This is a genomic window from Paraburkholderia sp., from assembly GCF_035656215.1.
Classification (GTDB): Bacteria; Pseudomonadota; Gammaproteobacteria; order Burkholderiales; family Burkholderiaceae; genus Paraburkholderia.
Genome location: NZ_DASRSY010000162.1, coordinates 1 through 26785 on the forward strand (window position 1 = coordinate 1; position 26785 = coordinate 26785).

The following is a 26785-nucleotide window of genomic DNA, read 5'->3' on the forward strand; positions in this document are numbered from 1 at the left end:
CTTCCTCGATAACGCCGCCGAGTGGATTCTCGAACTCGACCGCGGCCACGGCATCCCCTGGAAGGGCAACTACAGCAGCTGGCTCGATCAGAAGGAAGAGCGCCTGAAACAGGAAGAGTCGTCGGAATCGGCTCGTCAGAAGGCGATCAAGAAGGAGCTGGAGTGGGTGCGCCAGAACCCGAAAGGCCGTCAGGCAAAGTCGAAGGCGCGTATTGCCCGCTTCGAGGAACTGAACAGCCAGGACTACCAGAAGCGCAATGAAACCTCGGAAATCTTCATCCCGGTCGGCGATCGCCTCGGTAATGAAGTGATCGAGTTCAAGAACGTCAGCAAGTCGTACGGTGACCGTTTGCTGCTCGACGACGTCAGCTTCAAGATTCCGGCGGGCGCAATCGTCGGCATCATCGGGCCGAACGGCGCCGGTAAGTCAACGCTGTTCCGCATGCTGACCGGCCGCGAACAACCGGATTCGGGCGAGATCGTGCAAGGCCCGACGGTCAAGCTTGCGTACGTGGATCAAAGCCGCGATGCACTCGATGGCTCGAAGACCGTGTTCGAAGAAATCTCCGGCGGTGCGGACGTGCTGACGGTCGGCAAGTACGAAACGCCTTCGCGGGCGTACATCGGCCGCTTCAACTTCAAGGGCGGCGATCAGCAGAAGACCGTCGGCAATCTGTCGGGCGGTGAGCGCGGCCGGCTGCATTTGGCGAAGACGCTGATCGCGGGCGGCAACGTGCTGCTGCTGGACGAACCGTCAAACGACCTCGACGTCGAAACGCTGCGCGCGCTGGAAGACGCGTTGCTCGAGTTCGCCGGCTCCGTCATGGTGATCTCGCACGATCGCTGGTTCCTCGACCGGATCGCGACGCACATCCTCGCATTCGAAGGCGATTCGCAAATCACGTTCTTCGACGGCAACTACCAGGAATACGAAGCGGACAAGCGCGCGCGCCTCGGTGAAGAAGCTGCACGTCCGAAGCGTCTGCGTTACAAGCCGATCGCGCGATAAATCGCGAGCTTTGCGACCCGCTCGTCTTTCGATGAGCGGGCCGTTTTGCTGGTCGTTTTCTTGCTGACAGGATTGCTGACCGTTTGATTGACCGCCTGGTCGGTCGATTTGCCGGTCGATTTGCCGGTCGATTTGCCGGTCGATTTGCTTTTCAGGGCACACGCATTGCGTGCCACGGCGGGATGCACGTCGTCCCGGCGGGATGCGGTAACTACGCCATATCAAACAGATGTGCGTCCAACCGGCGCACGCTCAGGCCAATCACATCCACGCCGCGCACAGCACGGCGACGAGGAGGCAAGCATGGCGATGTCCAAGGGCAAGCGCTGGGCCATTGCGATAGGCGGCGTGCTGCTGGTGCTGATCGTCGTTGCGGTCGGTGCGCTGCAGTTCGCACAGCGCGAAGTCAAAGAGCGGGTGATTGCGGCGCTCGGTCCATTAGGCCGCGCGGAAAGCATCCGGGTCGGCCTCACCTCAGTCCATCTCACCAACGTTCTGCTCCAAGCGCCGCCCGGCTGGCCTGCCGGTGATCCGCTACGTGCCGACGAAATCACGCTCACGCCCGATATTCGCGATCTGCTCGCGCGGCGCATGCATATTCGTAGCGTAGTGGTGCGCGGCTTCGACATCGCAGTGCTGCGCACCAAGGACGGCGCGATCCGCCTGCTGCCGAATCTGCGGCAATCCGTGGACAAGTCCGACGAAGAAGCCAGCGGCGTAGCAGCGACCGCTCCCCGCGAAAAGCTGGTCGACCACATCAGCTTCGAGCAAGGCAACTTTCATTTCTACGACATGACGGTCGGTCCGCCGGCATTCAAAGTGACCGTCAGCAACGCCAACGCGACGGTCGATCATCTGCAATTGCCCGCGCTCAGCGAACCGACCAATGTCAGCGTCTCCGGTTCGATCAAGGGTCCGACGCACACGGGCACCGTTTCGTTCGACGGGTGGATCAAGATCGCCAGCAAGGATTCGCAGACCACCAGCAAACTACGCGACGTCGATGTCGTGATGCTCGATCCGTACCTGCTGAAAAAAACCGGCGCAAAGGCGCAAGTGACGGGCGGCACGGTCGACCTCACGGTCGACTCGACGGTGCGCAACTATCAGTTGCACGCACCTGGCACGGTGACGATCCACCAGTTGCAACTCGCCGACAGCGACAACCCGCTCGACACCTTTATGTCGATCCCGACCAAAGCCGCCATCGCCGCGCTCAAGACGCACAACGGCAACATCACGCTGCATTTCGTGCTGGATGGGAATTTGCGCGATCCGAAGTTTTCGGTACAGGAAAGTCTGATGACGCGCCTCGGCGCCGGGTTTGCGAAAGCGACGGGCGTGAGCGTCGAAGGCGTGGCGAAGGGCGCCGGGGAGACAGTGAAAGGATTGGGTAACGCGTTGAAAAATCTGCTTGGTCAGTAGGCGGGCCGAGGCCGGCGGCGCCGTTAAAGCGAAGTCGCGCCGCGTCGCCGCTTTAACCGGTGTCCCGCGCTTAAACCGGCAACCCTAGCTCGCGCAATTTCGCTTCGGTTTGCGCGGCGCCCGCATGATGCACGCCATGCCAGCCGAGCGCCGTCGCGGCCTCGGCATTTTTCGGATTGTCGTCGATGAAGACGAGTTCGTCCGGCTGGATACCCGGCAGTTGCGCCTCGATCCGCTGACGCATTTCCGCGAAGATCGCCGGATCAGGCTTTACCAGCTTCACGCTGCCCGATACGACGATGTCCCTGAACCGCCGCAGCACAGGGAAGTGCTCCCACGCATACGGAAACGTCTCCGCCGACCAGTTCGTTAGCCCGAAAAGCGGCACATTGGCGGCTTCAAGCTTCTCCATGATCGCCACACCCTCTTCCAGCACGCCGGCCACCATCTCGTGCCAGCGCTCGTAAAACGCACGGATCAGCGGTGCATGATCGGGAAACTTCGCGATCAGTTCGTCCGTCGCCTCGGCGATTGGCTGGCCGCCGTCCTGACGGACCACCCAGTCCATCGAACAGACGTGGGTCAGAAACCAGCGGCGCTCCGTTTCGTCCGGAATCAACTGCCGATACAGATACTCCGGGCTCCAGTCGATTAGCACGCCGCCGAAATCGAACACGACTGCCTTGATGGCCATGCACTCTCCGTCAGTAAGGTCGTGGCGACGCGATCAGATAGGCTGTGTGCGCAGCTCCAGCCACGCTTTGGCCTCACCCGACACATGCGGCGACAGGCGTGCGCGCACCATCTCGTGATACGCGTTGAGCCATGCGCGCTCGTCGTCACGCAACAGCGACAGGTCAAGGCAGCGCGTGTCGATCGGGCACAGCGTCAGCGTTTCGAACTTGAGGAAATCCCCGAACTCGGTTTTTTCCGCGGGCACGTTCAGCACCAGGTTCTCGATCCGTACGCCCCACTTGCCCGGCCGGTAAATGCCCGGCTCGACCGAGGTGATCATGCCTTCTTCCATCGCTGTCCATGGTTCGGCCGGCGCGTAGTGCGAAATCACCTGCGGGCCTTCGTGCACGTTCAGGAAATAGCCCACGCCGTGACCGGTGCCGTGACCGTAATCGGCACCGGCTTCCCAGATCGGCGCGCGGGCGATCGCGTCCAGCATCGGCGAACGGATGCCGCGCGGGAATTTTGCGCGCGACAGCGCCATGGTGCCTTTCAGTACGATCGTGAAATCGCGCCGCTGTGCCTCGCTGATGGTGCCGATCGGCACGACGCGGGTGATGTCGGTCGTGCCGCTCAGATACTGTGCGCCCGAATCGATCAGCAACAAGCCATTACCCTCGATCACCAGATGCGCATCATCGGTCGCGCGGTAGTGCGGCATCGCGCCGTTCGCGTTGAAGCCGGCGATCGTCGCAAAGCTCAGGGACACGAAGCCCGGACGGCGCGCGCGGGCTGCCGTCAGGCGCTCGTCGATCGTCAGTTCGGTGATCGTTTCACGGCCCAAGGCGCCTTCAAACCACGCGAAAAATTCGGCGAGTGCCGCGCCGTCCTGCTCCATCGTCTCGCGCACGTGCTCCGCTTCCGCCTCGGTCTTGCGCGACTTGAAGAACGTGGACGGATTAACCGCCTCGACGACATTCACCGTGGACGGCACCGACTGCAGCGAGCCATACGTAATGCGGCGCGGGTCGATCAGCAGCGTGCTGCCGGCTGGCAACGCGGCCAGCGCATCGGCCGCCTTTGCATATGGCTCGACGCTGATGCCGTCACGCGCGAGCGCATCGGCCAACGCTTGCGGCACCTTGCCGTCGGCGACGAAGAGCGATGTGCTCTCCTGACCGATCAGCGCGTGCGCCACAAACACCGGGTTGTAGCTGACGTCGGCCCCGCGCAGATTCAGAAGCCATGCAAGGTCGTCGAGCGTGGAAATGAAGTGCCACTGCGCGCCCTTTTCCGCCATCGCGCGGCGAATCTGCGCGAGCTTTTCGGAACGGGCGACGCTCGCGTGCGGAGCGGCATGCTCAAACACCGCGGCGGCGGGCAGCGACGGACGCTGCGGCCAGATCACGTCGAACAGATCGACGTCGGTGCGCAGCGTCACGCCGTGCGCGGTGAGCGCCTGGCTCAAAGCACGCGCCGCCGACACACCGAGCACTGCGCCGTCCACGCCGACCGTGCCACCGGCGGCGACGTTCTGCGCAAGCCATTCGAAATGCGGCACGGTCTGCTGGCCGCCGGTCATTTTCATCAGCTGAACGCCGGTACCGGCTAGCTGCGCGTTGGCTTGTTCCCAATAACGGCTATCGGTCCATACGCCGGCGAAATCGGCGGTCACGACCAGTGTGCCGGCCGAGCCGGTAAAACCCGACAGCCACTGCCGGCCTTGCCAGCGTCCGGGTAGATATTCGGAAAGATGTGGATCCGCGGACGGCACCAGATAAGCGGCTACGCCTTCGCGTGCCATGGCATTGCGTAATGTCGCGAGCCGTTCAGGGATGGAGGAGGTTTCGGGGAGTCGGGCATTCATCAGAGTCACCTGCAAGTATTCATCGACGGGAAAGCAAGCCGACCGTCACGGCAACGGCGAGCAGCGCGATGGCGGTACATACCGGCCATTCGAGCATACCGCCATCATGAAAGAGACCAACCACGTTGCCGGCCATCCGCGCGACACTCGCGCCCAGCAAGCCGGCCAGTAGCGCGACCCACCATTGGGCGCGGCTCGAACGGCGCAGCGGGTGCAGCCGCCACCCCGCCAGGCCTATCACCGCACCCAGCACCAGGATTCCAGGCCACCCCATTAGCGGCGGGTCTGGCGCGGTTTCGGATTCGTCCCGCGCAGTTTCAGATTCGTCTCATGGGCGCCGGAGGTTTGGGCAGCTAGCATTTTTGTCTCATTAACTATAGAGGTTCAGCACGGCGCTTTCCGCATAGCGGTTGAGTTTAGGGGTCGGGGTGATGTTAGGCAAGCTGTAAGCCTTACGGAGAATCCCGGTCCTTGATTGTTGCCAGGCTGAAAGCGCGCCATGCGAATCGCCCTTATCGAGCCGGACCTTCGGCACGCCACATTAGTCGGCCGGCTGATCTTTGCCGGCGGCCATATGTGCCAGCACTTCACCGCGAGCGCCCCGTTCCTGCATCGCGCCGCCGACGAATTCTTCGATCTTCTCATCACTGCCAGCTGGGCCGGCGATCATTCAGCCGAAGACCTGATCCCACGCGCCCGTTCCATCCTGCCAAGCTTACCGGTGATCGTGCTGCTGTCGGAGCCACGCGAGAGCCAGATTGTTGCCGCGCTGCACGCCGGTGCCGACGACTGCCTGACCAAACCGGTCCGCGGCCCGGAAATGCTGGCCCGCGTGGACGCACTGCTGCGACGCGCGGGCCTGCGGCGGCCACCCAACCGGCGGCTCGACGCGATCGGCGGCTATGCGTTCGACGCGGGGCGCTTCGCCGTCACATTCCGTGGCCACACCGTCGCCCTGACGCCGAAGGAATTCCGCTTTGCGTTGCTGCTATTTACCAATCTGTCGCGGCCGGTGTCGCGCGCGCATATTCTCGAAACCGTCTGGACACGCCGCCGCGACGTAAGGTCGCGCACCGTCGACACGCATGCATCGCGCGTGCGGACCAAACTGCAATTGCGCCCCGAGCACGGTTATTGCCTGACACCGCTTTACGGCTACGGCTATCAGCTCGACGCAATCCCGCCAGAGGCCGTTGTAGAGGCCGAATGACGCGCGCACAATGTAAGAATGGTGAAAACGCTATAATATTGGGCTAAACCATAGCTCCCCATATGCAGCTTCTAACGATCGGAATCAATCACCACACTGCGCCTGTCGCCTTGCGCGAACGCGTGGCGTTTCCGCTCGAACAGATCAAGCCTGCATTGGACACCTTCAAGAGCATCTGGCTCGGCCGCACCGCCCGCACGGCGCCGGAAGCGGCGATTCTGTCCACCTGCAACCGCACCGAACTCTACTGCGCGACCGACGACCAGGCCGCGCGTGAAGCCGCGATCCAGTGGTTCTCGAAGTACCACAACCTGCCTATCGACGAACTCGCACCGCATGTGTACGCGCTGCCGCAGTCGGAAGCCGTGCGCCATGCGTTCCGCGTTGCATCGGGCCTCGATTCGATGGTGCTCGGTGAGACGCAAATCGTCGGACAAATGAAGGATGCGGTGCGCACGGCGTCTGAAGCCGGCGCGCTCGGCACCTATCTGAACCAGTTGTTCCAGCGCACCTTCGCCGTTGCGAAAGAAGTGCGCAGCACGACCGAAATCGGCGCGCAGTCGGTTTCCATGGCGGCCGCAGCCGTACGGCTTGCGCAGCGGATTTTCGACAAGGTCTCGAACCAGCGTGTGCTGTTCATCGGCGCGGGCGAAATGATCGAGCTGTGCGCCACGCACTTCGCGGCGCAACAGCCACGCGAACTCGTGGTCGCAAACCGCACCGCCGAGCGCGGCACCCGTCTCGCCGAACGTTTCAACGGCCGGGCCATTCCGCTCTCGGAACTGCCCACGCGCATGCATGAGTTCGACATCATCGTGTCGTGTACCGCTTCCACCTTGCCGATCATCGGTCTGGGCGCGGTCGAGCGGGCGGTGAAAGCGCGCCGCCACCGGCCGATTTTCATGGTCGATCTGGCCGTGCCGCGCGATATCGAACCCGAAGTCGGCCAGCTCGAAGACGTGTTTCTCTACACCGTCGACGACCTCGGCGTGATCGTGCGCGAAGGCAACGCGTCGCGGCAAGCCGCGGTCGCCCAAGCCGAGGCGATCATCGAAACGCGTGTACAGAATTTCATGCAATGGCTCGACGCGCGCAGCATCGTGCCGGTGATCCGTCACATGCATACGCAAGCCGACGTGCTGCGTCGCGCCGAAGTCGAACGCGCGCAGAAAATGCTCGCGCGCGGCGACGACCCAGCGGCGGTGCTCGAAGCGCTGTCGCAATCGCTCACCAACAAACTGATCCACGGCCCCACGCACGCGCTCAATCGCGCGAGCAGCGAGAACCGTGACACGCTCATCGAACTGATGAGCGGCTTCTACAAACACTCCGGTTCTACGGAGCGTTAGCGGCGCAGCCACTGCCGCATCGTCCGCGCCACCCCGTGTGGCCCGCGACGTGCTTCTGACCAGGGCATCTGCCCACTTCCCTAGTCGTCGTCTTTGCCGGAGTCCGCTCCGATACCCGTCCGATGAAAACGAGCATGCAACGCAAGCTCGACCAGCTCACTACCCGGCTGGCCGAACTGAACGACCTGTTGAGCCGCGAGGACATCACCTCGAATCTCGACCAATACCGCAAGCTCACGCGTGAGCACGCCGAGCTCGGACCGGTCGTCGAGCATTACGCACTGTGGCGCCACGCAATGAACGACGCGGCGACCGCGCAGGAGCTGCTGGCGGACGCGTCGATGCGCGACTTCGCGGAAGAAGAAATTCGCGCGGCGCGCGAGCGGATGGAAAAACTCGGCGCCGAATTGCAGAAAATGCTGCTGCCGAAAGACCCGAACGACGACCGCAACATCTTCCTCGAAATCCGTGCCGGCACAGGCGGCGACGAATCGGCGCTGTTCGCGGGCGATTTGCTGCGCATGTACCTGCGCTTTGCCGAGCGCAATCGCTGGCAAGTGGAGATGATGTCGGCGAGCGAATCGGATCTGGGCGGCTACAAGGAAGTGATCGTACGGATCGCCGGCGAAGCGGCCTATTCCAAGCTCAAGTTCGAGTCGGGCGGCCATCGCGTGCAACGCGTGCCGGCCACCGAAACGCAGGGTCGCATTCATACGTCGGCGTGCACGGTCGCGGTGATGCCGGAAGCGGACGAAATCGGTGAGGTCGAGATTAATCCTGCCGATCTGCGCATCGACACATTCCGCGCGTCCGGTGCGGGCGGGCAGCACATCAACAAAACCGACTCGGCCGTGCGCGTCACGCACTTGCCGACGGGTATCGTCGTCGAATGTCAGGACGACCGGTCGCAGCATAAGAACAAGGATCGTGCGCTGAAGGTTTTGGCCGCGCGCATCAAGGACAAGCAGTCGCACGAGCAGCAGCAGAAAGAAGCCGCGACGCGCAAGAGCCTGATCGGCTCGGGCGATCGCTCGGAGCGGATTCGCACCTACAACTTCCCGCAAGGGCGGCTGACGGATCACCGAATCAATCTGACGCTGTATCGCCTCGACGCACTCATGGACGGCGATCTCGACGAACTGATCGCGGCCCTGGTCAGCGAGCATCAGGCCGAGTTGCTGGCATCGCTGGGCGACGCAGACTAAGCGCGGATGGATCCGGTCACGCCCGCCGCGCTGTTGCGCGCCTCGCCACTGCCGTCGCTCGAAGCGCGGATTCTGCTCACGCACGTGCTCGGCTGGCGGCATACGCAACTGATTACGCGCAGCGATGAAACGCTCGACGGCACGCTAGTTAAGCGATACCGGTTGCTGGAAGCGCGGCGTGTCGCCGGCGAGCCGGTGGCGCAACTGGTCGGCGCGCGCGAGTTTTTTGGGCTTGATTTCGAAGTGACGCCGGACGTGCTGATTCCACGTCCAGAAACCGAATTACTGGTCGAAACGGCGTTGGCGGCAATGGACAACATCGCGCGGCCGTGCGTGCTCGATCTCGGCACCGGCACTGGCGCGATTGCCGTGACCATTGCGTCGATGCGGCCCGAGGCACAGGTCTGGGCGCTGGACCGTTCCGCCGAAGCGCTGGCGGTAGCCACACGCAACGCCGCACGTCTGCTGGATACCCGACGCCCCGGCGGCGCCGTGGTATTGCAGCAAAGCGACTGGTACAGCTCGCTCGACGCAGCATTGCGCTTTAACGTGATCGTCAGCAATCCGCCGTATATCGCGAGCGGCGATCCGCATCTGTCGGAAGGCGATCTGCGCTTCGAACCGCGCGGCGCACTCACCGACGAGGCCGACGGACTCAGCGCGATCCGCGCGATCGTCGCTGGGGCGCCGACACGTTTGGCCGCCAACGGCGTATTGTGGATCGAACACGGGTACGATCAGGCGGAAACCGTGCGCGACCTGCTGACGGCGCAAGGTTTTAAGCAAGTCCGCTCGGAGCAGGATCTGGCCGGCATCGAACGAATCAGCGGCGGCCTGTGGCCCGGCTGATCTCGATGAATGGCCTCAATCGCCGAGGGTGACAAAGCGGCCCTCGGCCGGTCGTACCGAAATCCGCTATCATTTCAGCCTATTCCCTACACATAACGGAACCGCAAGGTCAGTCATGGATACGCAACAACGCATCAAGCAAATCGTCGACGAAAACAACGTCGTGCTCTTCATGAAGGGTACCGCTCAGTTCCCGATGTGCGGCTTTTCTGGCCGCGCCATCCAGATTCTGAAGGCGTGCGGCGTCGGCGAAATCAAAACCGTCAACGTGCTCGAAGACGACGAAGTCCGCCAGGGCATCAAGCAATTCTCGAACTGGCCGACCATTCCGCAGCTCTACGTGAAGGGCGAATTCGTCGGCGGCTCGGACATCATGATGGAAATGTACGAATCGGGCGAACTCCAGCAGCTGTTCGCCGCGGCTTAAGCGGCCGCTGCCCGAACGATTGTTGTCCTCTGATAAGGCGCCGCGAGCCATGGAAACACGCGCTGCGGCGCCACGCCGGCTGATCGTCGCGATCACCGGCGCAACCGGCGCCATCTACGGCATCCGGTTGCTCGAGACGTTGCGCAGGCTTGGCGGCGTCGAGAGCCATCTGCTGATTTCGAGCGCCGGGTGGCTCAATATCCAGCACGAACTCCAGTTGAGCAAAGAAGACGTGCATCCGCTAGCGGATGTCGTCCATTCGGTGCGCGACGTCGGCGCGAGCATCGCGTCCGGCTCATTTGCGACCGATGGCATGGTGATCGCTCCCTGCTCGATGAAGACGCTAGCCAGCGTCGCGCATGGCTTTTCCGACAATCTGATCACCCGCGCCGCCGATGTCACGCTCAAAGAGCGCCGCCGGCTTGTGCTCCTCGTGCGCGAAACGCCGTTCAATCTCGCGCATCTGCGCAATATGACGGCCGTCACCGAAATGGGCGGCGTGATCTTCCCGCCCTTGCCTGCCTTCTACAACCACCCCGCCTCGATCGACGAAATGGTCGATCACACGGTGGCGCGTGTGCTGGATCTCTTCGCGCTTGGGCCTGCTTTGTCGCCGGCTTGGCAAGGATTGCGCGGGCCGCAGGAATAACACGCGCTGCGGGATGTCGATTAATAACACCCACGACACAATCAATTCCGTTTTCACCCGTTTATCAAACGTCGGTACGGACCTATATTGATAGCAACCTCACTTCCGCGCCGCATTCCTGCGGCGGCGTTGCTGCCATGAATCGCTTACCGTCGCTTTTCCTTTCCCACGGCGCACCTACGCTGCCAATCGACCCTTCCCTGCCGTCCGCTGAATTTGGCGTGCTGTCGGCGCAATTGCCGCGTCCTGAAGCCGTGCTGATGCTGTCGGCCCACTGGGGCACGGCGCAGCCGGTGGTGAGCAGCTCCCCCGCACCGGAAACCATCCACGATTTCTACGGTTTCCCACGTCAGTTGTATGAGATTCAATATCCGGCTCCGGGTGCGCCCGATGTGGCGCGCCGTGCCGCCGTGCTGCTCGGCGAACACGGCATCCTCGCCAACGCCCAGCCGCATGGGCTCGACCACGGCGCGTGGGTACCGATGCTGCTGATGTTCCCGGCAGCCGATGTGCCGGTCGCGCAGTTGTCGATCCAGCCGCATCTGGATGCCACCCATCACTTCCGCGTGGGTCGCGCGCTGCGCTCGCTGAAAGACGACGGCGTGATGGTGATCGGCTCGGGCCAGATCACGCACAACCTGCGCGCGGCCGACTTTTCCGCACGCCCAGAAGACGCCGACCCGCGCGTGGCCGAATTCACCGACTGGTTCGAAGCAAAGCTCGCCGCGCACGACATCGACGCGTTGCTCGACTACCGCCGTCAGGCGCCGCACGCCGTGCTGATGCATCCGACCGACGAGCACCTGCTGCCCGTATTCGCGGCGCTGGGCGCGGCTGACGACGATTATTCGCTGGCGATCCAGTCGCTTGGAACCTACCAGCGGTCGCTCGCCATGACGAATTACGTGTTCGGCACTGCCTGATTCAACGCCAACCCCGTGCCGTCGGAACGCCGAAACAAGATATGAACGCAGCCAACAAAAAAGCCCGCCTGAACAACCAGGCGGGCTTTTTTCGTACCGTGCCGGATCAAGATGATCCGGCGGAAGACTCAGCGCAGCAATCTAATGCGCGCCCATGCCTTCGAGCACTTCGTCGTGCGTCTGACGCTCTTCGAGGTAGTCCGAACGATAGCCGCTACGCACGCCCCAGTAGTAGAACACCAGCGAGAACGCGATCACCACCAGCATGTCCCAGCCATACGGGAGGACGCCACGGCCGCCGAATTCCTTACTGCCGATCAGCGACAGGGTCGCCATCACCGGCAGATAGGCCACGAGCCACCATGCGGCCTTCAGGTCACGCCCCCAGCCGCCGAAACCCGACTTCGCCTGGAAGTAGAAGTACACCGGCAGCGCGACGACCATCAACAGAATGATTTCGCCGGTCAGCGGCCACTTTGCCCAGTACAGGATGAGCGACGCGCACACGAACGCGAACGGCGCAATGATCTTCATGCCGGGAATGTGCAGCGGGCGCTCCAGATCCGTCGCCGCACGGCGCAGCGCCATCAGGCTGATCGGGCCGGTCAGATACGAGATCACGGTCGCGACCGAGATCACCGCCGCCAACGAGCTCCAGCCGCGGAAGAAGAACAGGAAAATGAACGACACCAGCAGGTTGAACCACATCGCCTGACGCGGCACGCCGTAGAACGGGTGCACGTTACCGAACATCTTCGGCATCGTGTTGTTGCGCTCCATTGCGTAGATCATGCGGGTGGTAGTGGCCATGTAGGTCGTGCCGGTGCCGCTCGGGCTGACAAACGCGTCGACGTACAGCAGGATAGCCAGCCAGTTCAGGTTCAGCGCGATCGCCAGTTCGGCGAACGGCGAAGCGAAGTTGAAGTGGCTCCAGCCCTTCATCACGTCGCCCGGGCTCACTGCCCCGATATACGCGACCTGCAGCAGCACGTAGATCACCAGCGCCAGCAGGATCGAGCCGATCACCGCGAACGGTACGCTCCTGGCCGGATTGCGCGCTTCACCCGCGAGGTTGATCGGGCTCTGGAAACCGTTGAAGGCGAACACGATACCGCTCGTCGAGACTGCCGTCAGCACAGCCGACCAGCCGTACGGCGCAAAGGTGCTCGCTTCGCCGAAGTTTTCCTTGTGAAAGCCCGTCAGCATCAAGCCGAGGATCGTCGCACCCGGAATCAGGAACTTGAAGATCGTGATTGCCGAATTGGCGCGCGCGAACAGTTTCACGCCCCAGTAGTTCAGCAGAAAGTAAATGATCACGAGCGCTGCGGACAGCAATAGCCCGGTGGTCGTTAATGACCCGTCCACGAATAGCGCATGCGCCCATGGATACGGCCACGTACTCATATATTGAATGGATGCTTCAGCCTCGATTGGAATTACCGAGACAATGGCGATCCAGTTGGCCCATGCACTGATGAAACCGACCAGTGCACCATGCGAATAGCGCGCGTAGCGCACCATGCCGCCGGACTCAGGGAACATCGCGCCGAGTTCTGCGTAGGTCAATGCGATCGCGAGAATCACGACTGCCCCAATGACCCATGCACAAATGGCTGCCGGCCCTGCAATTTTTGCAGCCTTCCACGCGCCGAACAGCCAGCCCGATCCGATGATCGAACCCAAGCCGGTCAGCAATAGCGCGACCGGCCCAATGTTCCGTTGTATAGAACTTTTCACATCCTCTCCTGTGTCGACCAGAATTAGCGCTTTAGCGCTTACTCTGGTCCCATACACCGTATTTCGGCCAGAGTGAAGGCTGTGGCACTTACTCCGGTCCCATGCAAGTTGCAGCAGAACCATGTGGCACCGCGTGACAACGCTTGTGGCGCTGGAGACGGGGTGACGCGCATGCATACGCGACGGCCCAATCTGATCAGGTGCAACCGACGCGCGGCGCGTAGTTTAACGGTTGCACCCCCTCGTTGCAGCGAAACTAAGGGTTCTCCCTAGCAAAATTCTTGGGCGAATAGCAAGCTTTGTAAGCAATTTTTACGCCAATCCATCAAAATTTTGTAAAGTTGGGATCCGAGTGTTGACCTTCGCCCCAAATGGCCGTATAACGTTCGGGCAGGATTTCAAGCGGCGAGTGAATTGGTCTTTCGTAGTTCGCCCATCAACGGTACTCCGGTTGGTCCCATTACCCCTTCCTTGATTTTCATGCGCACCCATTGGGCTTCGGCCTTATTTACCATCTTTAGGAACAAGTAATATGGAAACCGGTACCGTCAAGTGGTTCAATGACGCAAAGGGCTTTGGCTTCATCACGCCGGACGGCGGTGGCGAAGATCTGTTCGCGCATTTCTCGGAAATCCGCTCGGAAGGCTTCAAGACACTGCAAGAAAACCAAAAGGTTACGTTTGAAGTGAAGACGGGCCCGAAGGGCAAGCAAGCTGCTAACATCAAGCCGGCGTAAGCAAGCACGCTTCCTTCTGGACGCAAAAAACCCCGCCTCGGCGGGGTTTTTTTATATCCATCGCCATTGCATACGGAGATTATCTCCGCAGTATGCAATTGGTTAGTCTGGTTATCCGAACAGACGCCGCGCGTGAATACCGAGACCTGTCGCAACGCTGGCAAGACGGTCGCCGAATACCGCTTTGGCATCCGGAAATGCCGCCGCCAATGCACTCGATAGAAACGCTAATCCGGTGGAGCCGCCCGTGAAATAAATCGCGTTGACGTCACGCGGGGCGACGCCGGCCGCCTGCACCGTATCGCGTGCCGCCTGCACGATGCGCTGCGTCTCGTCGTGACCGGCCTTGATGAGTTGCGCTTCGTCGAATGCCAGGCGCAGATCGTCTTCCACCTCGTCGAGGTCGATCACGGTCTCGCCACCCGCCGCCACGCCGATCTTCGCCTCTTCCGCGTGGGCCGCGAGCGCATGCCCCAAGCGGCGCTCCACGACGCGCATCAGCCGATCGTGATGTTTGGCCTGGATGAACAGATGCCGCATGAGCGCGAGTTCGCTGACGCGCTTCGGTGCGTAGACGGTATTGATCAGGTGCCAGGTCGCCAGGTCGAAATAGATACGGCTCGGAATCTCGCGGCCTTCGGGGTCGAGCGTCTGGTAGCCGAGTTCGCGCAGGATCGTCACCAGTTCGACACGACGGTCGAAATCGGTGCCTGCAACGTGCACACCGTGGTGGGCCAGCACGTCGTCTTTCCGCTCGACGCGCGTCACCCGCTCCGGCCCCACCCGCACCAGCGAAAAGTCCGACGTACCGCCACCGATATCGGCCACCAGCACGAGCCCCTCTTCCGTCAGATGGGATTCGTAGTCGAACGCGGCCGCGATCGGCTCATACTGAAAGTGGATCTCCCGCAAACCGACTGAACGCGCCGCGGCTTCGAGCTGCTGTTGCGCCATCTGGTCCGCGCGCGGGTCGTCGTCGACGAAGAACACCGGGCGGCCCAACACGGCGCGGCTGATCGGTCCGCCGACGCTCTTTTCGGCCGAGCGCTTCAGATGGTCGACGAAAATCGCGATGATGTCCGTGTACTTGATCGCTGAGCCGTCGCCGAGATCGGTCGAATTCTCGGCGAGCGGCGAGCCGAGAATACTTTTCATCGAGCGCATTAGACGGCCGTCGAAACCGTCGATGTACGCCGCCAGCGCCGCGCGCCCGAACTCGCGGGTGTCCTCGTCGGTGTTGAAAAAGACGGCAGTCGGCAGCGTCGTATAGGCGCCCTCGACCGGCGCAAGCCTAAGCGCAGCGCCGTCAGGGACGGCTACGGCCGAATTGGAAGTACCGAAATCAATCGCGCAATAGTTCATGGCAGGAATCGCCGCTCACGGCTGGCGCGGACAGAAAGGGGAGCGGCTTTGTATCACGAAAGCCCAATCAGCATCAACTGACGCTTTCCGGGACGCCCGCAACAATGTCCCAAGCCCGCTCGACGGAACAAAAATTGCTGAATTCGACAGGATACGCCGCCAATTTTCGACAATCAGGAGACTAACAGCAATGAGCGCGCCGCCTACCGCCGTTGTCCACGAGAAAAACGCCGCCGTCATTGAAACCGACCTGCCATCGCGGCTCGACCGTTTGCCGTGGGGGCGCTTTCACTCGCTAATCGTTGTCGCGCTGGGCGTAACGTGGCTGCTGGACGGTCTTGAGGTGACGCTGGCGGGCGCTGTGGCAAGTGCGTTGAAGTCTAGCCAGGCGTTGCACTTTACCAACGCCGACGTGGGTCTCGCCGGCAGCGCCTACATTGCCGGCGCCGTGCTCGGCGCGCTCGGCTTCGGCTGGCTGACCGACCGGCTCGGCCGTCGCAAGCTGTTCTTCATCACGCTCGCACTGTATCTGGCCGCCACCGCGGCAACCGCGCTGTCGTGGAATCTCACCAGTTTTCTGCTGTTTCGCTTTCTGACGGGGGCGGGCATCGGCGGCGAATATACGGCGATCAATTCGACGATCCAGGAATTCACGCCGGCGCGGGTGCGCGGCTGGACCGATCTCGGCATCAACGGCACTTTCTGGGTCGGCGCGGGAATCGGCGCGGCGGGTTCACTGATCCTGCTCGATCCGAATTTATTGCCGGGCGACTGGGGCTGGCGCGCCTGTTTCTTCATCGGCGCGGTGCTGGCGCTGGGGATTCTGCCGATGCGCATCTGGGTGCCCGAAAGTCCTCGCTGGCTGCTCACACACGGCAGCGAACGCGATGCACGCTCGATCGTCGAAGGCATCGAAACGCGCCTTCGCAGCGAAGGCCATGCACTCTCCGACGACGACCTCACGCGACTAAAACTGCGAGCGCGCGGACATACGCCGCTGCGCGAGGTGTTTCACACGCTGTTCAATGTGCACCGACGGCGCGCGCTGGTCGGCCTCTCATTGATGACCGCGCAGGCGTTCTTCTATAACGCGATCTTTTTCACCTATGCGCTGGTGCTGACCGATTTCTACAACGTGCCGGGCGACCACATTGGCTGGTATCTGTTGCCGTTCGCGCTCGGCAACTTCCTTGGACCGCTGGTGCTCGGCCGGCTCTTCGACGTCATCGGGCGGCGCAAGATGATCGCTGCGACTTACGCGCTGTCCGGCATTCTGCTGACGCTGAGCGGCTACCTGTTTGAGCAGCACATGCTCACCGTCGTGACGCAGACGATTGCGTGGATGGTGGTCTTCTTCTTCGCCTCGGCGGCGGCGAGTTCGGCGTATCTGACGGTTAGCGAATCGTTTCCACTGGAAATCCGCGCGCTGGCGATCGCGGTGTTCTACGCATTCGGCACGGCGCTGGGCGGCATCATCGGCCCGGCGTTCTTCGGCCGGCTGATCGATACGCATCAGCGCAGCGAAGTGTTTTTGGGCTACCTGGTCGGCTCGGGGCTGATGCTCGCAGCCGCGGTGATCGCTGCGATATGGGGCGTGGATGCGGAGCGCAAGTCGCTCGAGAATGTCGCCGCGCCGCTTTCGAGCGTCACGGACGACGCGGAATGAACGGCGCGTTTCGAGCGACGTGGAGGGCGCTGATTGAATCAAGCGCCTTGAGCGACATGGCCGACAGGGGACGAACCACCCACCTTAAAGCGACGCGGACAATGTGGAATAAAAAAACGCGCGGTCAGCGCCGCGCGTTTTTGTAACCACCCAAGCTGCAAGACGCTCAGAACGCCTTCTTCCAGCCGCCGCCATAAGCGATGTCGGCAAGCGGCAGACGTTGACGCACCGACTTCTCGCGCTCGCGCAGCACCGGATCGAGCTTATCGACGTCGCCGTAATGGCCGAGCGAAATCATGGCGATCACGTCAACGTCGTTCGGCAGCTTGAACGCCGTGCGGAACGCGGCCGGATCGAAACCACTCATCTGATGCGCGGCGAGACCCAGTGCGTGCGCCTGCAGCACCAGCGCCATCGCCGCGGCACCCGCGTCGTACGGCGCGCAACGGTTCACTTCGCCCTTGTTGGTGAGCGTGTGCGTGGTCACCGCGATCAGCACCGGCGCCGGCGCATTCCAGCCCTGGTTGAACGGCACCAGGGTGGCGAAAGCCTGCTTGAACGAGACTTCATCGACGCTACGGTCGAATACGAGGAAACGCCACGGCTGCGCGTTATACGAAGACGGCGCCCAGCGTGCCGCTTCGAGCACCGAATGCAGATCCTCGCGGCTCACCGGCTCGCTCGAATACGCGCGCGGGCTCCAGCGACCTGCAATCAGCTCGTGAATGGCAACTGCGGTAGGGGCGGGTTTGTTGGTCATGCGCTTCTCTCGGTCGAAATTCATGATCGGCGGGCGGCTGCCCGGGGTCTCATAGCATAACCGGGCTGAGCCGCTCGCGCTCCAACAAGTGCGCAGTTACTTTTTACGTCGGCTGCAATGGCAAACAGCCTCGTATGAGGCCGTTTGCGCTGGTTCGCTTTGGTCACCCTGCGCAGGGGCGCGGCTTTATACCGCCTGCGGCTCCGGCAACTTGGCCGGCCGGTTGATCCGTAGCACGATCACGGCGGCAACGAGGCACAAACCACCCGAAATCATCGACGCCACCGTGTACGTGCCGAGGCTCGCGCGCAGCATGCCCGCGCCGAGCGCCGCGAAAGCCGCGCCGAGCTGGTGGCCGGCGACCACCCAGCCGAACACGACCGGCGCCGCTTCCTTGCCGTAGACATCGGTCGCGAGACGCACGGTGGGCGGCACGGTGGCGATCCAGTCGAGACCGTAGAACACCGCGAACAGTGGCAGACCGAAGAAATCGATGCCGAACGCGTGCGGCAGATACATCAGCGACAAACCGCGCAGGCCGTAGTACCAGAACAGCAGCACGCGGCTATTGAATCGGTCCGACAGCCAGCCCGACAGCGTCGTACCGAACAGATCGAAGATGCCCATGGCGGCGAGCAAGGATGCGCCCTGCACTTCGGTCATGCCGTAGTCGCCGCACATCGCGATCAAATGCGTGCCGACGTAACCGTTGGTACTCGCGCCGCAGATAAAGAAACTGAAGAACAGCAGCCAGAAATCTCGCGTCTTGCTCGCCATGGCGAGTGTGCCGAAGGCGATGGCCAGCGGGTTCTGCTTCGTCACTGAAGCGGAGATCGGCGCGTCGGCCGGTTCGCCGAACGGGCGCAATTTCATATCCGCGGGCCGCTCCGGCAACAGAAACGCGACCAGCGGCAAAACAATCGCCGCCGCGCCCGCGACGACCCACACCACCTGGCGCCAGCCGTAATGCTCGGCGATGGCCGCAAGCATCGGCAGGAACACCAGTTGGCCGGTCGCCGAACTGGCGGTCAGAATCCCCATCACGAGGCCGCGATGCGTGGTGAACCAGCGCGTCACGACCGTCGCGGACAACGACAGCGCCGCCACCCCCGTCGAGCCGCCGACCATCACGCCCCAGATCAGAATCATCTCCCACGGGTGCGTCATCAGCGACGACAGCGCCACGCCCGCCGCCATCGTGCCGAGCGCGATCAGCAAAGTAGGACGCACGCCAAAGCGTTGCATCGCCGCGGCCGCGAACGGCCCCATCAGGCCATAGAGCGCAATGTTCACGGAGATCGCGAGCGAAATCGTCGCGCGGCTCCAGCCGAACTGATGCTCCAGCGGCACCATCATCACGCTCGGCGTGGCGCGCGTGCCGGCCGCCGCCAGCAACACCAGAAACACCACCGCTACGGTCAACCAGCCGTAGTGAAAACGTCCGCCAATCAGTCTCGCTGCCCAGTTCATCAGTTCTCCAATCGACGCCTGCCTGCAGGCCGCGCCGCTCGCATTGTTACGACTTCGGTAAAGGACTTGTGACAGATCAGTCACAATGAGTGTTGCGATATTAGTGACCAGTCGGTAACATGTCAAGGCGTCAATTTAATTCAGGTGGTATTCCATGTCCGACGGTGAAACCCTCAAACCAGCCGGTGCTCGGCGCGCGCGTGGCGCGCAGACAGCCGGCCCGCAGGCGCAGCAGCATCTGTTGCGCGCCGCGGACGAACTGTTTTATCGCGAGGGCGTGCGTGCGGTCGGCGTCGATGCGGTCGTGGAACGCGCGGGCGTGAACAAGATGAGTTTGTACCGCCAGTTTTCGTCGAAGGACGAATTGGTGATGGCATATCTGGAGCAAAAGGACGAACAGTTCTTCGGTTACGTGGAGAAGAGCTTTGCGAAGCATCCGGGCGAGCCCGCGAAGCAGCTTCAGCAATATTTCGACGACCTGGCGGTGCGTGCATCGATCGACGACTACCGTGGCTGTCCTTTCGTGAATGTATCGGTGGAGTTTCCCGACGCGACGCACCCGGCGCGGCAATTCGTGTTTCGCAACAAGGAACGGCTGATGGCGCGGCTTCTGGAACTGACGACCGCGGCGGGCGCCGATGACCCCGTAGCGTTGGCTAACGGGTTGGGTTTGATGATCGAAGGCGTGTACGCGGCCAGCCAGACCTACGGCCCAGGCTGCGGGCCGATTCTTGTCGCGCCGAAGATGGCGGCGCAATTGATTGCCGCGGCGTGCGGCGAGTCGCCGACTCGTTAAGGTTTTTGCCGCCCTGTTGCGGTTGGGCGCGAGTCGGTGCCGGTCCGCGCCGTTAGAATGACACTTTCCCCTTTCGCTGCTTGCCATGTCGTCGTCTGCCGAATCTCATGATGCTGTTATCGCCGCCACTCGTCATTGGCTAACGGAGGCTGTGATTGGGCTCAATCTGTGCCCTTTTGCCAAGGCCGTGCATGTGAAGGGGCAGATTCGCTACGCAGTTAGCGACGCTGTGGATATGGAAGGGGTTTTAACCGATCTCGAAACCGAGATTCAGGCGCTGGTCGCGGCGAATCCTGAAGCGGTGGATACCACGCTTCTGATTTTACCGCAGGCGCTCGGCGATTTTCTCGACTATAACGATTGCCTGTTTTTTGCTGAAAGAATGATCAGGCAACTTCGGCTGGAAGGCATTATTCAGATTGCCAGTTTTCATCCTCATTATCAGTTTGAAGACAGTGAGCCCGACGATATCGAGAATTATACGAATCGTGCGCCCTATCCTATTTTTCATCTGCTTCGCGAGAATAGTATTGAACGGGCGGTTCAGGCTTTTCCCGATGCGGAAGATATTTATGAGCGGAATCAGGAGACCCTTCGGCGAATCGGTCTTAAAGGCTGGAATGAACTGATGAAAATGTAGTTCACGCGGTGGCTACGAAAATGCCACCGCCGCAGGACAGATCAGGCGGTAACAAAGAACCTGTCTTTCAGCGCCTCGATCCCAAGTGTCTCCATCACTTCATTAAGCCTTTCGGTCGGTCGCCGCCTCGGCAGATCCTTGAACTGGGCAATAATCAGTTCATTTTTCATGGAATGCTCCCAGCCGACCAGCTCAGTCACACTCACCTGATAGCCATGCGCTTCCAGTTGCAGGCAGCGCAGCACGTTGGTTATCTGACTTCCAAATTCCCGGGTATGCAGCGGATGCCGCCATATCTCGGTCAAAGCATTTCCCAGCGATTTACCTTTGTTCTGCCGTAAAACCCCGGCCACCTCAGCCTGGCAACACGGCACGACCACGATGTACTTCGCGTGCTTTTCCAGAGCAAACCGGAGCGCGTCGTCAGTTGCGGTATTGCACGCATGCAACGCCGTCACGATATCGATCTGCGCCGGCAAACGCTCCGACGTAATCGACTCCGCCACCGACAAATTCAGGAACGACATCCCCTTGAAGCCCAGCCGGTCGGCCAGCGCCTCGGATTTCGTCACGAGATCCTCGCGCGTCTCGATGCCGTAAATGTGCGAAGCACCACCAGCAGCGTCCTGAAACTCCTTGAAGAAAAGGTCATACAGGATAAAACCTAGGTATGACTTGCCCGCGCCATGGTCGACGAGCGTCACCGCGCCCTGCTGGTCCTTGAGGTCTTTCAGCAGCGGCTCGATGAACTGGAACAGGTGGTAGACCTGCTTCAGTTTGCGACGGCTGTCCTGGTTCATCTTGCCGTCGCGCGTCAGGATATGAAGCTCCTTCAACAGTTCGACGGATTGGTTCGGACGGATTTCGTGGGTTTTGCTGGACATCGTGGGGACCGCCATCGATTGCAACGCGAACGTGCGACAGATGACGGAAAAAAGGAAAAGTTGCTGCCAGTTTACCCAAAGCGCAGGCCGCTCACCTAAGGAGCTGCATCGACCATGCGAGAAACACCACAAACCTGGAACACTTCCTGCTCAAAAAGCGGTATGCGGGACGTTTTCGGCGTGGCTTGAGAGCATCTTGCGGGCCGGCTCATACGATGGCGTAAGCCGCGTCGCGCATAACAACAGGCTGCCGGCCGTGACTGCGATCACGCGAACCGAATGCATGTGGGGAGGACGGTCCCGGAACACGGACCGAACGTTACGTAACCAGCAGCGCGCCGCGATATCAAACGGACGCGCGCCTGGATAATAGAAGAGGCAGCAATGGACACGGTACCCAACGGAAACGTCGAACAGAAATTTCAGGAAATGCTGGCGAAGCTCACCGCGGCACCCGCGTGGTCGGAAAAGCAGCAGCTCGAACTGGAAATGGCGCGCGATATTTCCACCGAAATGCTGCGACTAGCCGAAGTCATGCGCGATGGCAGCGTCGACATGGAAACATGCCTGACGATGCTCAAGTACGCGAAAGTGCTCGACTTCGTGATGACGACGCTTGCTTCGCGCCGCGACATCAAACCACAAACGCTGCGGGTCATTTTCAAGCTGGCCGGCCTGAAGGTGGACGAGGCTTATCCCGGCTAGGATGCCCGGTTAACACCGAGACCAGCGCGAGCGGCTCGCCGCCGCTCGAACTGATCAGCCAACCCAATCCTCAAGGAAAGGACGACGAATCACGCACGCGGCGCCTCGACCGGCGGCGTGCCTTCATGAAACAGCGTCTTCAGTTGCGAGCGCAGTTCCGGCGAGTCCGTATGTTTGTGCACCGTCACGGCATGCTGCACGGCCGCGTCGAGCAATTCGCTCTCGCTGTCGGCGGATAGGGCAACGGTGCAATTGATTTCGCTCGGGAACTCGCGACAGTCGATGTATTTGCGAGTCATAGCAGTCTCCTTGATCAAACGTCGAAATATCCCAACGAACCGCACGCGCAGACCACGTCGCGAGCCGCGACGTGGCAGCATTGGCAACGTCGGGCGGAATGAAAACGGCGGGTTAGTTTGACGCTGGGAAGACGCGGATTGCGGTCGATGGAAGGTGTTTGAAAAGTATAGTTCGCGCGAGTGAATAGCAAAGGAGCGCGGGGGATTGCGACACGCCCGAACCCAGCGCTTTTCGGCCGCCAGGCCGTTAGCTCGCTAGCCGTTCGCCGTTCGCCGTTCGCCGTTCGCCGTTCGCCCAGTTTGCCCTGCGCTGCCCACGGTGTGAAAATAGCGTCCTTCGCGCCGCCCGATCGTCAGATCGGGCCAACGCGCCGCCCTTCCGCTCATCCGCAGGACCGCATGTCATCCTCCTTCGCTTCCGCCCGCATCGCCGTGATCGGCGGCGGCCCCGCCGGCCTGAAGGCCGCCGAGGCGCTCGCTCAGCACGGCTTACAGGTCGACGTCTACGACGCGATGCCGTCCGTTGGCCGCAAATTCCTGATGGCGGGCAAAGGTGGCATGAACATCACGCATTCAGAACCGCTAGAGCCGTTTCTTGGCCGCTACGGCGCGCGCCGCGAACAGATCGCGCCGCTGCTCGACACGTTTGGTCCCGACGCCTTGCGCGCATGGTTGCATGGGCTCGGCGTCGAGACGTTCGTCGGCAGTTCGGGGCGCGTTTTTCCGACCGACATGAAAGCGGCGCCGATGCTGCGTGCGTGGTTGCATCGGTTGCGGGAAGCCGGCGTGAGTTTCCACATGCGCCACAAATGGACCGGTTGGGACAACGATGGTAGCGACACCGCTGCGCACACGCTGCGCTTCGAAACACCCCAAGGCGAGCAAACCTTGACTTGCGATGCCGTGGTGTTCGCACTCGGTGGTGCAAGCTGGCCGCGGCTCGGATCCGACGCCGCCTGGGTGCCGCTGCTGAGCGCACGCGAGGTGCCGGTGGCGCCGCTGCGGCCCGCGAACTGCGGCTTCGATGCCGACTGGAGCCCTTATCTGCGTGAGCGTTTCGCCGGCCAGCCGGTGAAATCGGTGGCCATCACGCTCACCGAAGTAGACAAAAAAGTCCATAATCGACAAGGTGAAATACTTCTGACCGAAACAGGTCTCGAAGGGAGTCTGATTTATGCGTTGTCGGCAGTCATCCGGGAGCGAATTCTGGCCGACGGGGATGTCACGATCGCGCTGGACCTGGCGCCAGGCTTGACGTTGGAGCGTGTCGTGGCCGAGGTCACGCGACCGCGCGGCTCGCGTTCCATGTCGACTCACCTGCACGGCAGAATCGGGATTAGTGGCGTAAAACTGGCCTTGCTGCACGAGATTCTGTCGAAGGAAGCCTTCGCCGATGCGAACGGTCTTGCGCATGCGATCAAGGCACTGCCGGTGCGGCTGACGCGCGCCCGGCCTATCGCCGAAGCGATCAGCACCGCCGGCGGAATTCCCTTCGAAGCGCTCGATAAACATTTGATGATCGAGCGTCTGCCCGGTGCGTTCTGCGCGGGCGAAATGCTCGATTGGGAAGCGCCGACCGGCGGTTATCTGCTCACCGCCTGCTTCGCCAGCGGACTAGTAGCAGGGCGCGGCGCGTTAGCGTATCTCAAGGCGCGCGGCGTGCCGGTCTGACGGTACCGCGTTTCAGCGCCGCCTTATTGAGTCAACGCGCTCCATCGCACTCAATCGCGCGCCATCATTTAGCGCGCCTTCAAACGCCAGAGCGACGTAAGTTCAGCCAGGCGCGCCGTGTGCAGCGCATCGGTCTCATCTGTCGACTTCGGGTGTCGCGGACGAATGTCCTCGCGACCAACCACGGTCAATCCGGCCTTTTCAATGGCTTCAAGCAACCACTCGCGTGTGCGCAATTCGAGATGCTCGGCGAAATCCGACATGATCAGCCAGCCTTCCCCACCCGGCGACAAATGCTCCGCCAGGCCGTTCAGGAAACCGAGCAGCATACGGCTTTCCGCATCGTAGACAGCGTATTCGATCGGCGATGCGGGTCGCGCTGGCACCCATGGCGGATTGCAGACCACCAGCGGCGCACGGCCTTCCGGAAACAGATCGGCTTGTACGACCTCGACCTGCTGAGCGTAGCCGAGACGCGTGAGGTTCTCGCGAGCACAGGCAAGCGCTCGCGGATCCTGGTCGGTCGCGACGATTTTCTTCACACCGCGTTTGGCGAGCAGTGCGGCCAGCACGCCCGTGCCGGTGCCGATATCGAATGCCTTGTTCAAAGACGGCAACGGCGTGCGCGCGACCAGATCCACATATTCACCGCGCACCGGCGAGAACACGCCGTAGTGCGGATGGATGCGCTCGCTCAGCGCGGGAATTTCCACGCCCTTCTTGCGCCACTCGTGGGCGCCGATCAGACCGAGCAATTCGCGCAGCGACACGACCGAGGGTTCATCGGTAGATGGCCCGTAAGTTTCGATGCAGGCCTGCTGCACTTCAGGCGCGCGGCGCAGCGGAATGCCGTAAGCGGCGTCGAGCGGGATCAGAATCATGCCGAGCGTGCGGGCACGTTGCGACTGTGCCTGACGATGCAGGTTGAACGCGTCGATCGGCGTTTCGCCCTGCTTGCGCGGTTTGCGCTCCAGGCGGCGCGTGACCGCTTGCAGCAACTGGCGGGCGTTCTGGAAGTCCCCGTTCCACAGGAGCGCCGTACCTTCGCAGGCGAGGCGGTAGGCCGAGTCGGCAGTAGTGCGGTCATCTGCGACGACGACGCGTTTGGGCGGCGGCACCGCGGCTTCGGAGCGCCAACGCGCGGAGCGGGGGCCGTCGGCTTCGGGCCAGGTGATGGTTGCGGGGCTGGTCATGATGAAGGTGGGATGTGTTGTGCGGGAGTGACGCGGTGAAATGTCGCGTCTCGGGGGCGTTGCCCGCCGAACTGAACGGATAGTGATGCCGACTGACGCCCGAATAGTACCTCTCCCGGTCGGGTTCGCGGGACGGTATCTGTTGGCAGCCGCCGGGATGGGGCGGATGCAAGCGCCTTTTGCAGTGGTCTGCCGGCAATTTGTAGACTATAAAGTCCACAATCGACAAGGTGAATGAGATCCGGTGAAAAAGAGCTATTTCCCGCCTCGCTCAGCACCCTGAATCGACAAGTCTCTGCGTTTCCCAGCCGTCAGCCGCCCGCCGCCAAATGCAAGCCCAGGGCGGCTCCTGGCAGCATTCCGATTGTTCGCGGCGACGCTCGCGCGGCCGCATATCTGCACAGCCCTAGCGCTGCGCCGTCGAACAATATCGTGATCGCTGGCGTCAGTACTGTGGGGACGCCGGGAGCTCTTTTGCTCTTGCTCTCGCGCCGCATTGCGCCGGGCACCACCGGTACCCGTCCAACTTGCCGGATTTCTCGCCAGGAATAAAAAAAAACGGGTTTCTGAAATTCTTCAGAAACCCGTTTTCGAACTACTGGTGCCGGCTGCAGGACTCGAACCCGCCACCTCATGATTACAAGTCAAGCGCTCTACCTGATGAGCTAAGCCGGCATGAGGCCGTGATTCTACTTCATTTCACGATCTTCAGGCGAGCCCTTCCGCCACCTTTTGATCCGTCATCGTCAGGCTGCGGGCCATCCGTCGCGCTTTCCGCTTTGGCGGCTGCGGCATCGGTTGCCGGCGACGCTTCGACCGCGCGCGGCGCCGTAGCGCGTGGTGCAGCCGGTGCCTCCGTCTCGTCCGCCAGTTCCGCGTCGGCGCCCGAATCCTGCGCTTCGCCGCCGGCCGATTCGACCGGGAACGCCATGCCCTGCCCGTTTTCGCGCGCATAGATCGCGAGAATATTGGCGATCGGCACTTCGATCTTGTGCGACTTGCCGGAGAAGCGCGCGCTGAACTCGATCCATTCATTGCCCATCTGCAACTGGCTGGTCGCCTCGAAGCTGATGTTCAACACGATCTCGTTATCGCGCACGAACTGACGCGGCACGCGCGTCTGATTGTCGACCCGGACCGCAATATGCGGCGTGTAGCCGTTATCCGTGCACCATTCGTACAGCGCGCGCAGCAGATAAGGCTTGGTGGAAATCTCTTGCATCAACAGTCCTCTTACCGGGTTTGGGCGCACACGGAAAACAATCGAGACGCGGCGCC

At 61.8% G+C, this 26785-nt stretch carries 27 protein-coding genes and 1 tRNA gene; 15 read left to right on the top strand and 13 right to left on the bottom strand.

The window, feature by feature from the left end:
• Positions 1-1009, top strand: a 1009-nt coding sequence (gene ettA / locus VFE81_RS09330; RefSeq protein WP_325044320.1) for an energy-dependent translational throttle protein EttA, incomplete at its 5' end; no start/stop codon positions are given.
• On the opposite strand, the gene VFE81_RS09335 is transcribed toward ettA, so the two are convergent.
• Complete coding sequence (locus tag VFE81_RS09335; protein ID WP_325044321.1) at positions 988-1185, bottom strand: hypothetical protein; 198 nt, start codon at positions 1183-1185, stop codon at positions 988-990. The genes ettA and VFE81_RS09335 overlap by 22 nt on opposite strands.
• 127 nt (positions 1186-1312) lie before the next feature.
• Between VFE81_RS09335 and VFE81_RS09340 the strand changes: the two genes are divergently transcribed.
• Positions 1313-2434 carry a DUF748 domain-containing protein gene (locus VFE81_RS09340; protein WP_325044322.1) on the top strand — a complete coding sequence of 374 codons (1122 nt, stop codon included), beginning with the start codon at positions 1313-1315 and terminating at the stop codon, positions 2432-2434.
• 70 nt (positions 2435-2504) lie between these two features.
• Here the strand turns inward: VFE81_RS09340 and VFE81_RS09345 are convergent, their stop codons facing one another.
• From VFE81_RS09345 to VFE81_RS09355, 3 genes are read right to left on the bottom strand one after another with little or no spacing between them, the layout of a single operon-like run.
• Positions 2505-3128: an HAD family phosphatase gene (locus tag VFE81_RS09345; protein ID WP_325044323.1), complete on the bottom strand. Its 624-nt coding sequence runs from the start codon at positions 3126-3128 to the stop codon at positions 2505-2507.
• A gap of 33 nt (positions 3129-3161) precedes the next feature.
• Positions 3162-4976, bottom strand: a complete 1815-nt coding sequence (locus tag VFE81_RS09350; RefSeq protein ID WP_325044324.1) for an aminopeptidase P family protein — start codon at positions 4974-4976, stop codon at positions 3162-3164.
• A gap of 19 nt (positions 4977-4995) precedes the next feature.
• On the bottom strand, positions 4996-5250 hold the full coding sequence (locus tag VFE81_RS09355; protein WP_325044325.1) for a hypothetical protein: 255 nt from the start codon (positions 5248-5250) through the stop codon (positions 4996-4998).
• 225 nt (positions 5251-5475) lie between these two features.
• Here VFE81_RS09355 and VFE81_RS09360 point away from each other — a divergent pair, with 225 nt between their 5' ends.
• The 7 genes from VFE81_RS09360 (at position 5476) to VFE81_RS09390 (ending at position 11588) form a co-directional block, all read left to right on the top strand.
• Positions 5476-6186 (top strand): response regulator transcription factor, encoded by a 711-nt coding sequence (locus VFE81_RS09360; protein WP_325044326.1) that lies wholly within the window; start codon positions 5476-5478, stop codon positions 6184-6186.
• 62 nt (positions 6187-6248) lie between these two features.
• A complete protein-coding gene (gene hemA / locus VFE81_RS09365) occupies positions 6249-7535 on the top strand; it encodes a glutamyl-tRNA reductase (protein ID WP_325044327.1) in 1287 nt (428 codons plus the stop codon).
• 122 nt (positions 7536-7657) lie between these two features.
• Complete coding sequence (prfA, locus tag VFE81_RS09370) at positions 7658-8740, top strand: peptide chain release factor 1 (RefSeq protein WP_325044328.1); 1083 nt, start codon at positions 7658-7660, stop codon at positions 8738-8740.
• A gap of 6 nt (positions 8741-8746) precedes the next feature.
• The gene (gene prmC / locus VFE81_RS09375; protein ID WP_325044329.1) at positions 8747-9589 is read left to right on the top strand and encodes a peptide chain release factor N(5)-glutamine methyltransferase; all 843 of its coding nucleotides are present in this window, start codon (positions 8747-8749) and stop codon (positions 9587-9589) included.
• A gap of 115 nt (positions 9590-9704) precedes the next feature.
• On the top strand, positions 9705-10016 hold the full coding sequence (gene grxD / locus VFE81_RS09380; RefSeq protein ID WP_012434475.1) for a Grx4 family monothiol glutaredoxin: 312 nt from the start codon (positions 9705-9707) through the stop codon (positions 10014-10016).
• Positions 10017-10065: 49 nt separating this feature from the next.
• Complete coding sequence (locus tag VFE81_RS09385) at positions 10066-10665, top strand: UbiX family flavin prenyltransferase (RefSeq protein ID WP_325044330.1); 600 nt, start codon at positions 10066-10068, stop codon at positions 10663-10665.
• 137 nt (positions 10666-10802) lie between these two features.
• Positions 10803-11588: a class III extradiol ring-cleavage dioxygenase gene (locus VFE81_RS09390; protein ID WP_325044331.1), complete on the top strand. Its 786-nt coding sequence runs from the start codon at positions 10803-10805 to the stop codon at positions 11586-11588.
• A 141-nt stretch (positions 11589-11729) separates the two neighbouring features.
• Here VFE81_RS09390 and VFE81_RS09395 read toward each other — a convergent pair whose 3' ends face one another.
• Entirely contained in the window at positions 11730-13325 is a 1596-nt protein-coding gene (locus VFE81_RS09395; RefSeq protein WP_325044332.1) for an APC family permease, read from the bottom strand.
• A gap of 532 nt (positions 13326-13857) precedes the next feature.
• On the opposite strand from VFE81_RS09395, the gene VFE81_RS09400 reads away from it, so the two are divergent.
• Positions 13858-14061: a cold-shock protein gene (locus tag VFE81_RS09400; RefSeq protein ID WP_325044333.1), complete on the top strand. Its 204-nt coding sequence runs from the start codon at positions 13858-13860 to the stop codon at positions 14059-14061.
• 111 nt (positions 14062-14172) lie between these two features.
• On the opposite strand, the gene VFE81_RS09405 is transcribed toward VFE81_RS09400, so the two are convergent.
• Positions 14173-15423, bottom strand: a complete 1251-nt coding sequence (locus VFE81_RS09405; RefSeq protein ID WP_325044334.1) for an Hsp70 family protein — start codon at positions 15421-15423, stop codon at positions 14173-14175.
• Between the two features lie 190 nt (positions 15424-15613).
• Here VFE81_RS09405 and VFE81_RS09410 point away from each other — a divergent pair, with 190 nt between their 5' ends.
• Entirely contained in the window at positions 15614-17089 is a 1476-nt protein-coding gene (locus VFE81_RS09410) for an MFS transporter (RefSeq protein ID WP_325044335.1), read from the top strand.
• A gap of 166 nt (positions 17090-17255) precedes the next feature.
• On the opposite strand, the gene VFE81_RS09415 is transcribed toward VFE81_RS09410, so the two are convergent.
• Together VFE81_RS09415 and VFE81_RS09420 are read right to left on the bottom strand one after the other, a co-directional pair.
• Positions 17256-17849: a nitroreductase family protein gene (locus VFE81_RS09415; RefSeq protein ID WP_325044336.1), complete on the bottom strand. Its 594-nt coding sequence runs from the start codon at positions 17847-17849 to the stop codon at positions 17256-17258.
• A 186-nt stretch (positions 17850-18035) separates the two neighbouring features.
• Positions 18036-19319, bottom strand: coding sequence for an MFS transporter (locus VFE81_RS09420; protein ID WP_325044337.1), 1284 nt, complete (start codon positions 19317-19319; stop codon positions 18036-18038).
• A gap of 154 nt (positions 19320-19473) precedes the next feature.
• On the opposite strand from VFE81_RS09420, the gene VFE81_RS09425 reads away from it, so the two are divergent.
• Together VFE81_RS09425 and VFE81_RS09430 are read left to right on the top strand one after the other, a co-directional pair.
• Complete coding sequence (locus tag VFE81_RS09425) at positions 19474-20115, top strand: TetR/AcrR family transcriptional regulator (RefSeq protein WP_325044338.1); 642 nt, start codon at positions 19474-19476, stop codon at positions 20113-20115.
• Positions 20116-20200: 85 nt separating this feature from the next.
• Entirely contained in the window at positions 20201-20755 is a 555-nt protein-coding gene (locus VFE81_RS09430; RefSeq protein WP_325044339.1) for a DUF1415 domain-containing protein, read from the top strand.
• A gap of 41 nt (positions 20756-20796) precedes the next feature.
• On the opposite strand, the gene VFE81_RS09435 is transcribed toward VFE81_RS09430, so the two are convergent.
• Complete coding sequence (locus tag VFE81_RS09435) at positions 20797-21639, bottom strand: SAM-dependent methyltransferase (RefSeq protein ID WP_325044340.1); 843 nt, start codon at positions 21637-21639, stop codon at positions 20797-20799.
• Between the two features lie 384 nt (positions 21640-22023).
• On the opposite strand from VFE81_RS09435, the gene VFE81_RS09440 reads away from it, so the two are divergent.
• On the top strand, positions 22024-22344 hold the full coding sequence (locus VFE81_RS09440; protein WP_074282059.1) for a DNA-binding protein: 321 nt from the start codon (positions 22024-22026) through the stop codon (positions 22342-22344).
• Positions 22345-22433: 89 nt separating this feature from the next.
• Here the strand turns inward: VFE81_RS09440 and VFE81_RS09445 are convergent, their stop codons facing one another.
• Positions 22434-22643: a DUF1059 domain-containing protein gene (locus tag VFE81_RS09445; RefSeq protein WP_325044341.1), complete on the bottom strand. Its 210-nt coding sequence runs from the start codon at positions 22641-22643 to the stop codon at positions 22434-22436.
• Positions 22644-23042: 399 nt separating this feature from the next.
• On the opposite strand from VFE81_RS09445, the gene VFE81_RS09450 reads away from it, so the two are divergent.
• Positions 23043-24314 (top strand): TIGR03862 family flavoprotein, encoded by a 1272-nt coding sequence (locus tag VFE81_RS09450; RefSeq protein WP_325044342.1) that lies wholly within the window; start codon positions 23043-23045, stop codon positions 24312-24314.
• 68 nt (positions 24315-24382) lie between these two features.
• On the opposite strand, the gene VFE81_RS09455 is transcribed toward VFE81_RS09450, so the two are convergent.
• The 3 genes from VFE81_RS09455 to VFE81_RS09465 all read right to left on the bottom strand — a co-directional run bounded on the left by VFE81_RS09455 (position 24383) and on the right by VFE81_RS09465 (position 26729).
• Positions 24383-25507 (bottom strand): class I SAM-dependent methyltransferase, encoded by a 1125-nt coding sequence (locus VFE81_RS09455; RefSeq protein ID WP_325044343.1) that lies wholly within the window; start codon positions 25505-25507, stop codon positions 24383-24385.
• A gap of 599 nt (positions 25508-26106) precedes the next feature.
• Positions 26107-26182, bottom strand: a tRNA-Thr gene (locus VFE81_RS09460).
• Between the two features lie 19 nt (positions 26183-26201).
• Positions 26202-26729: a ClpXP protease specificity-enhancing factor gene (locus VFE81_RS09465; protein WP_325044344.1), complete on the bottom strand. Its 528-nt coding sequence runs from the start codon at positions 26727-26729 to the stop codon at positions 26202-26204.
• Positions 26730-26785 lie beyond the last annotated feature (56 nt).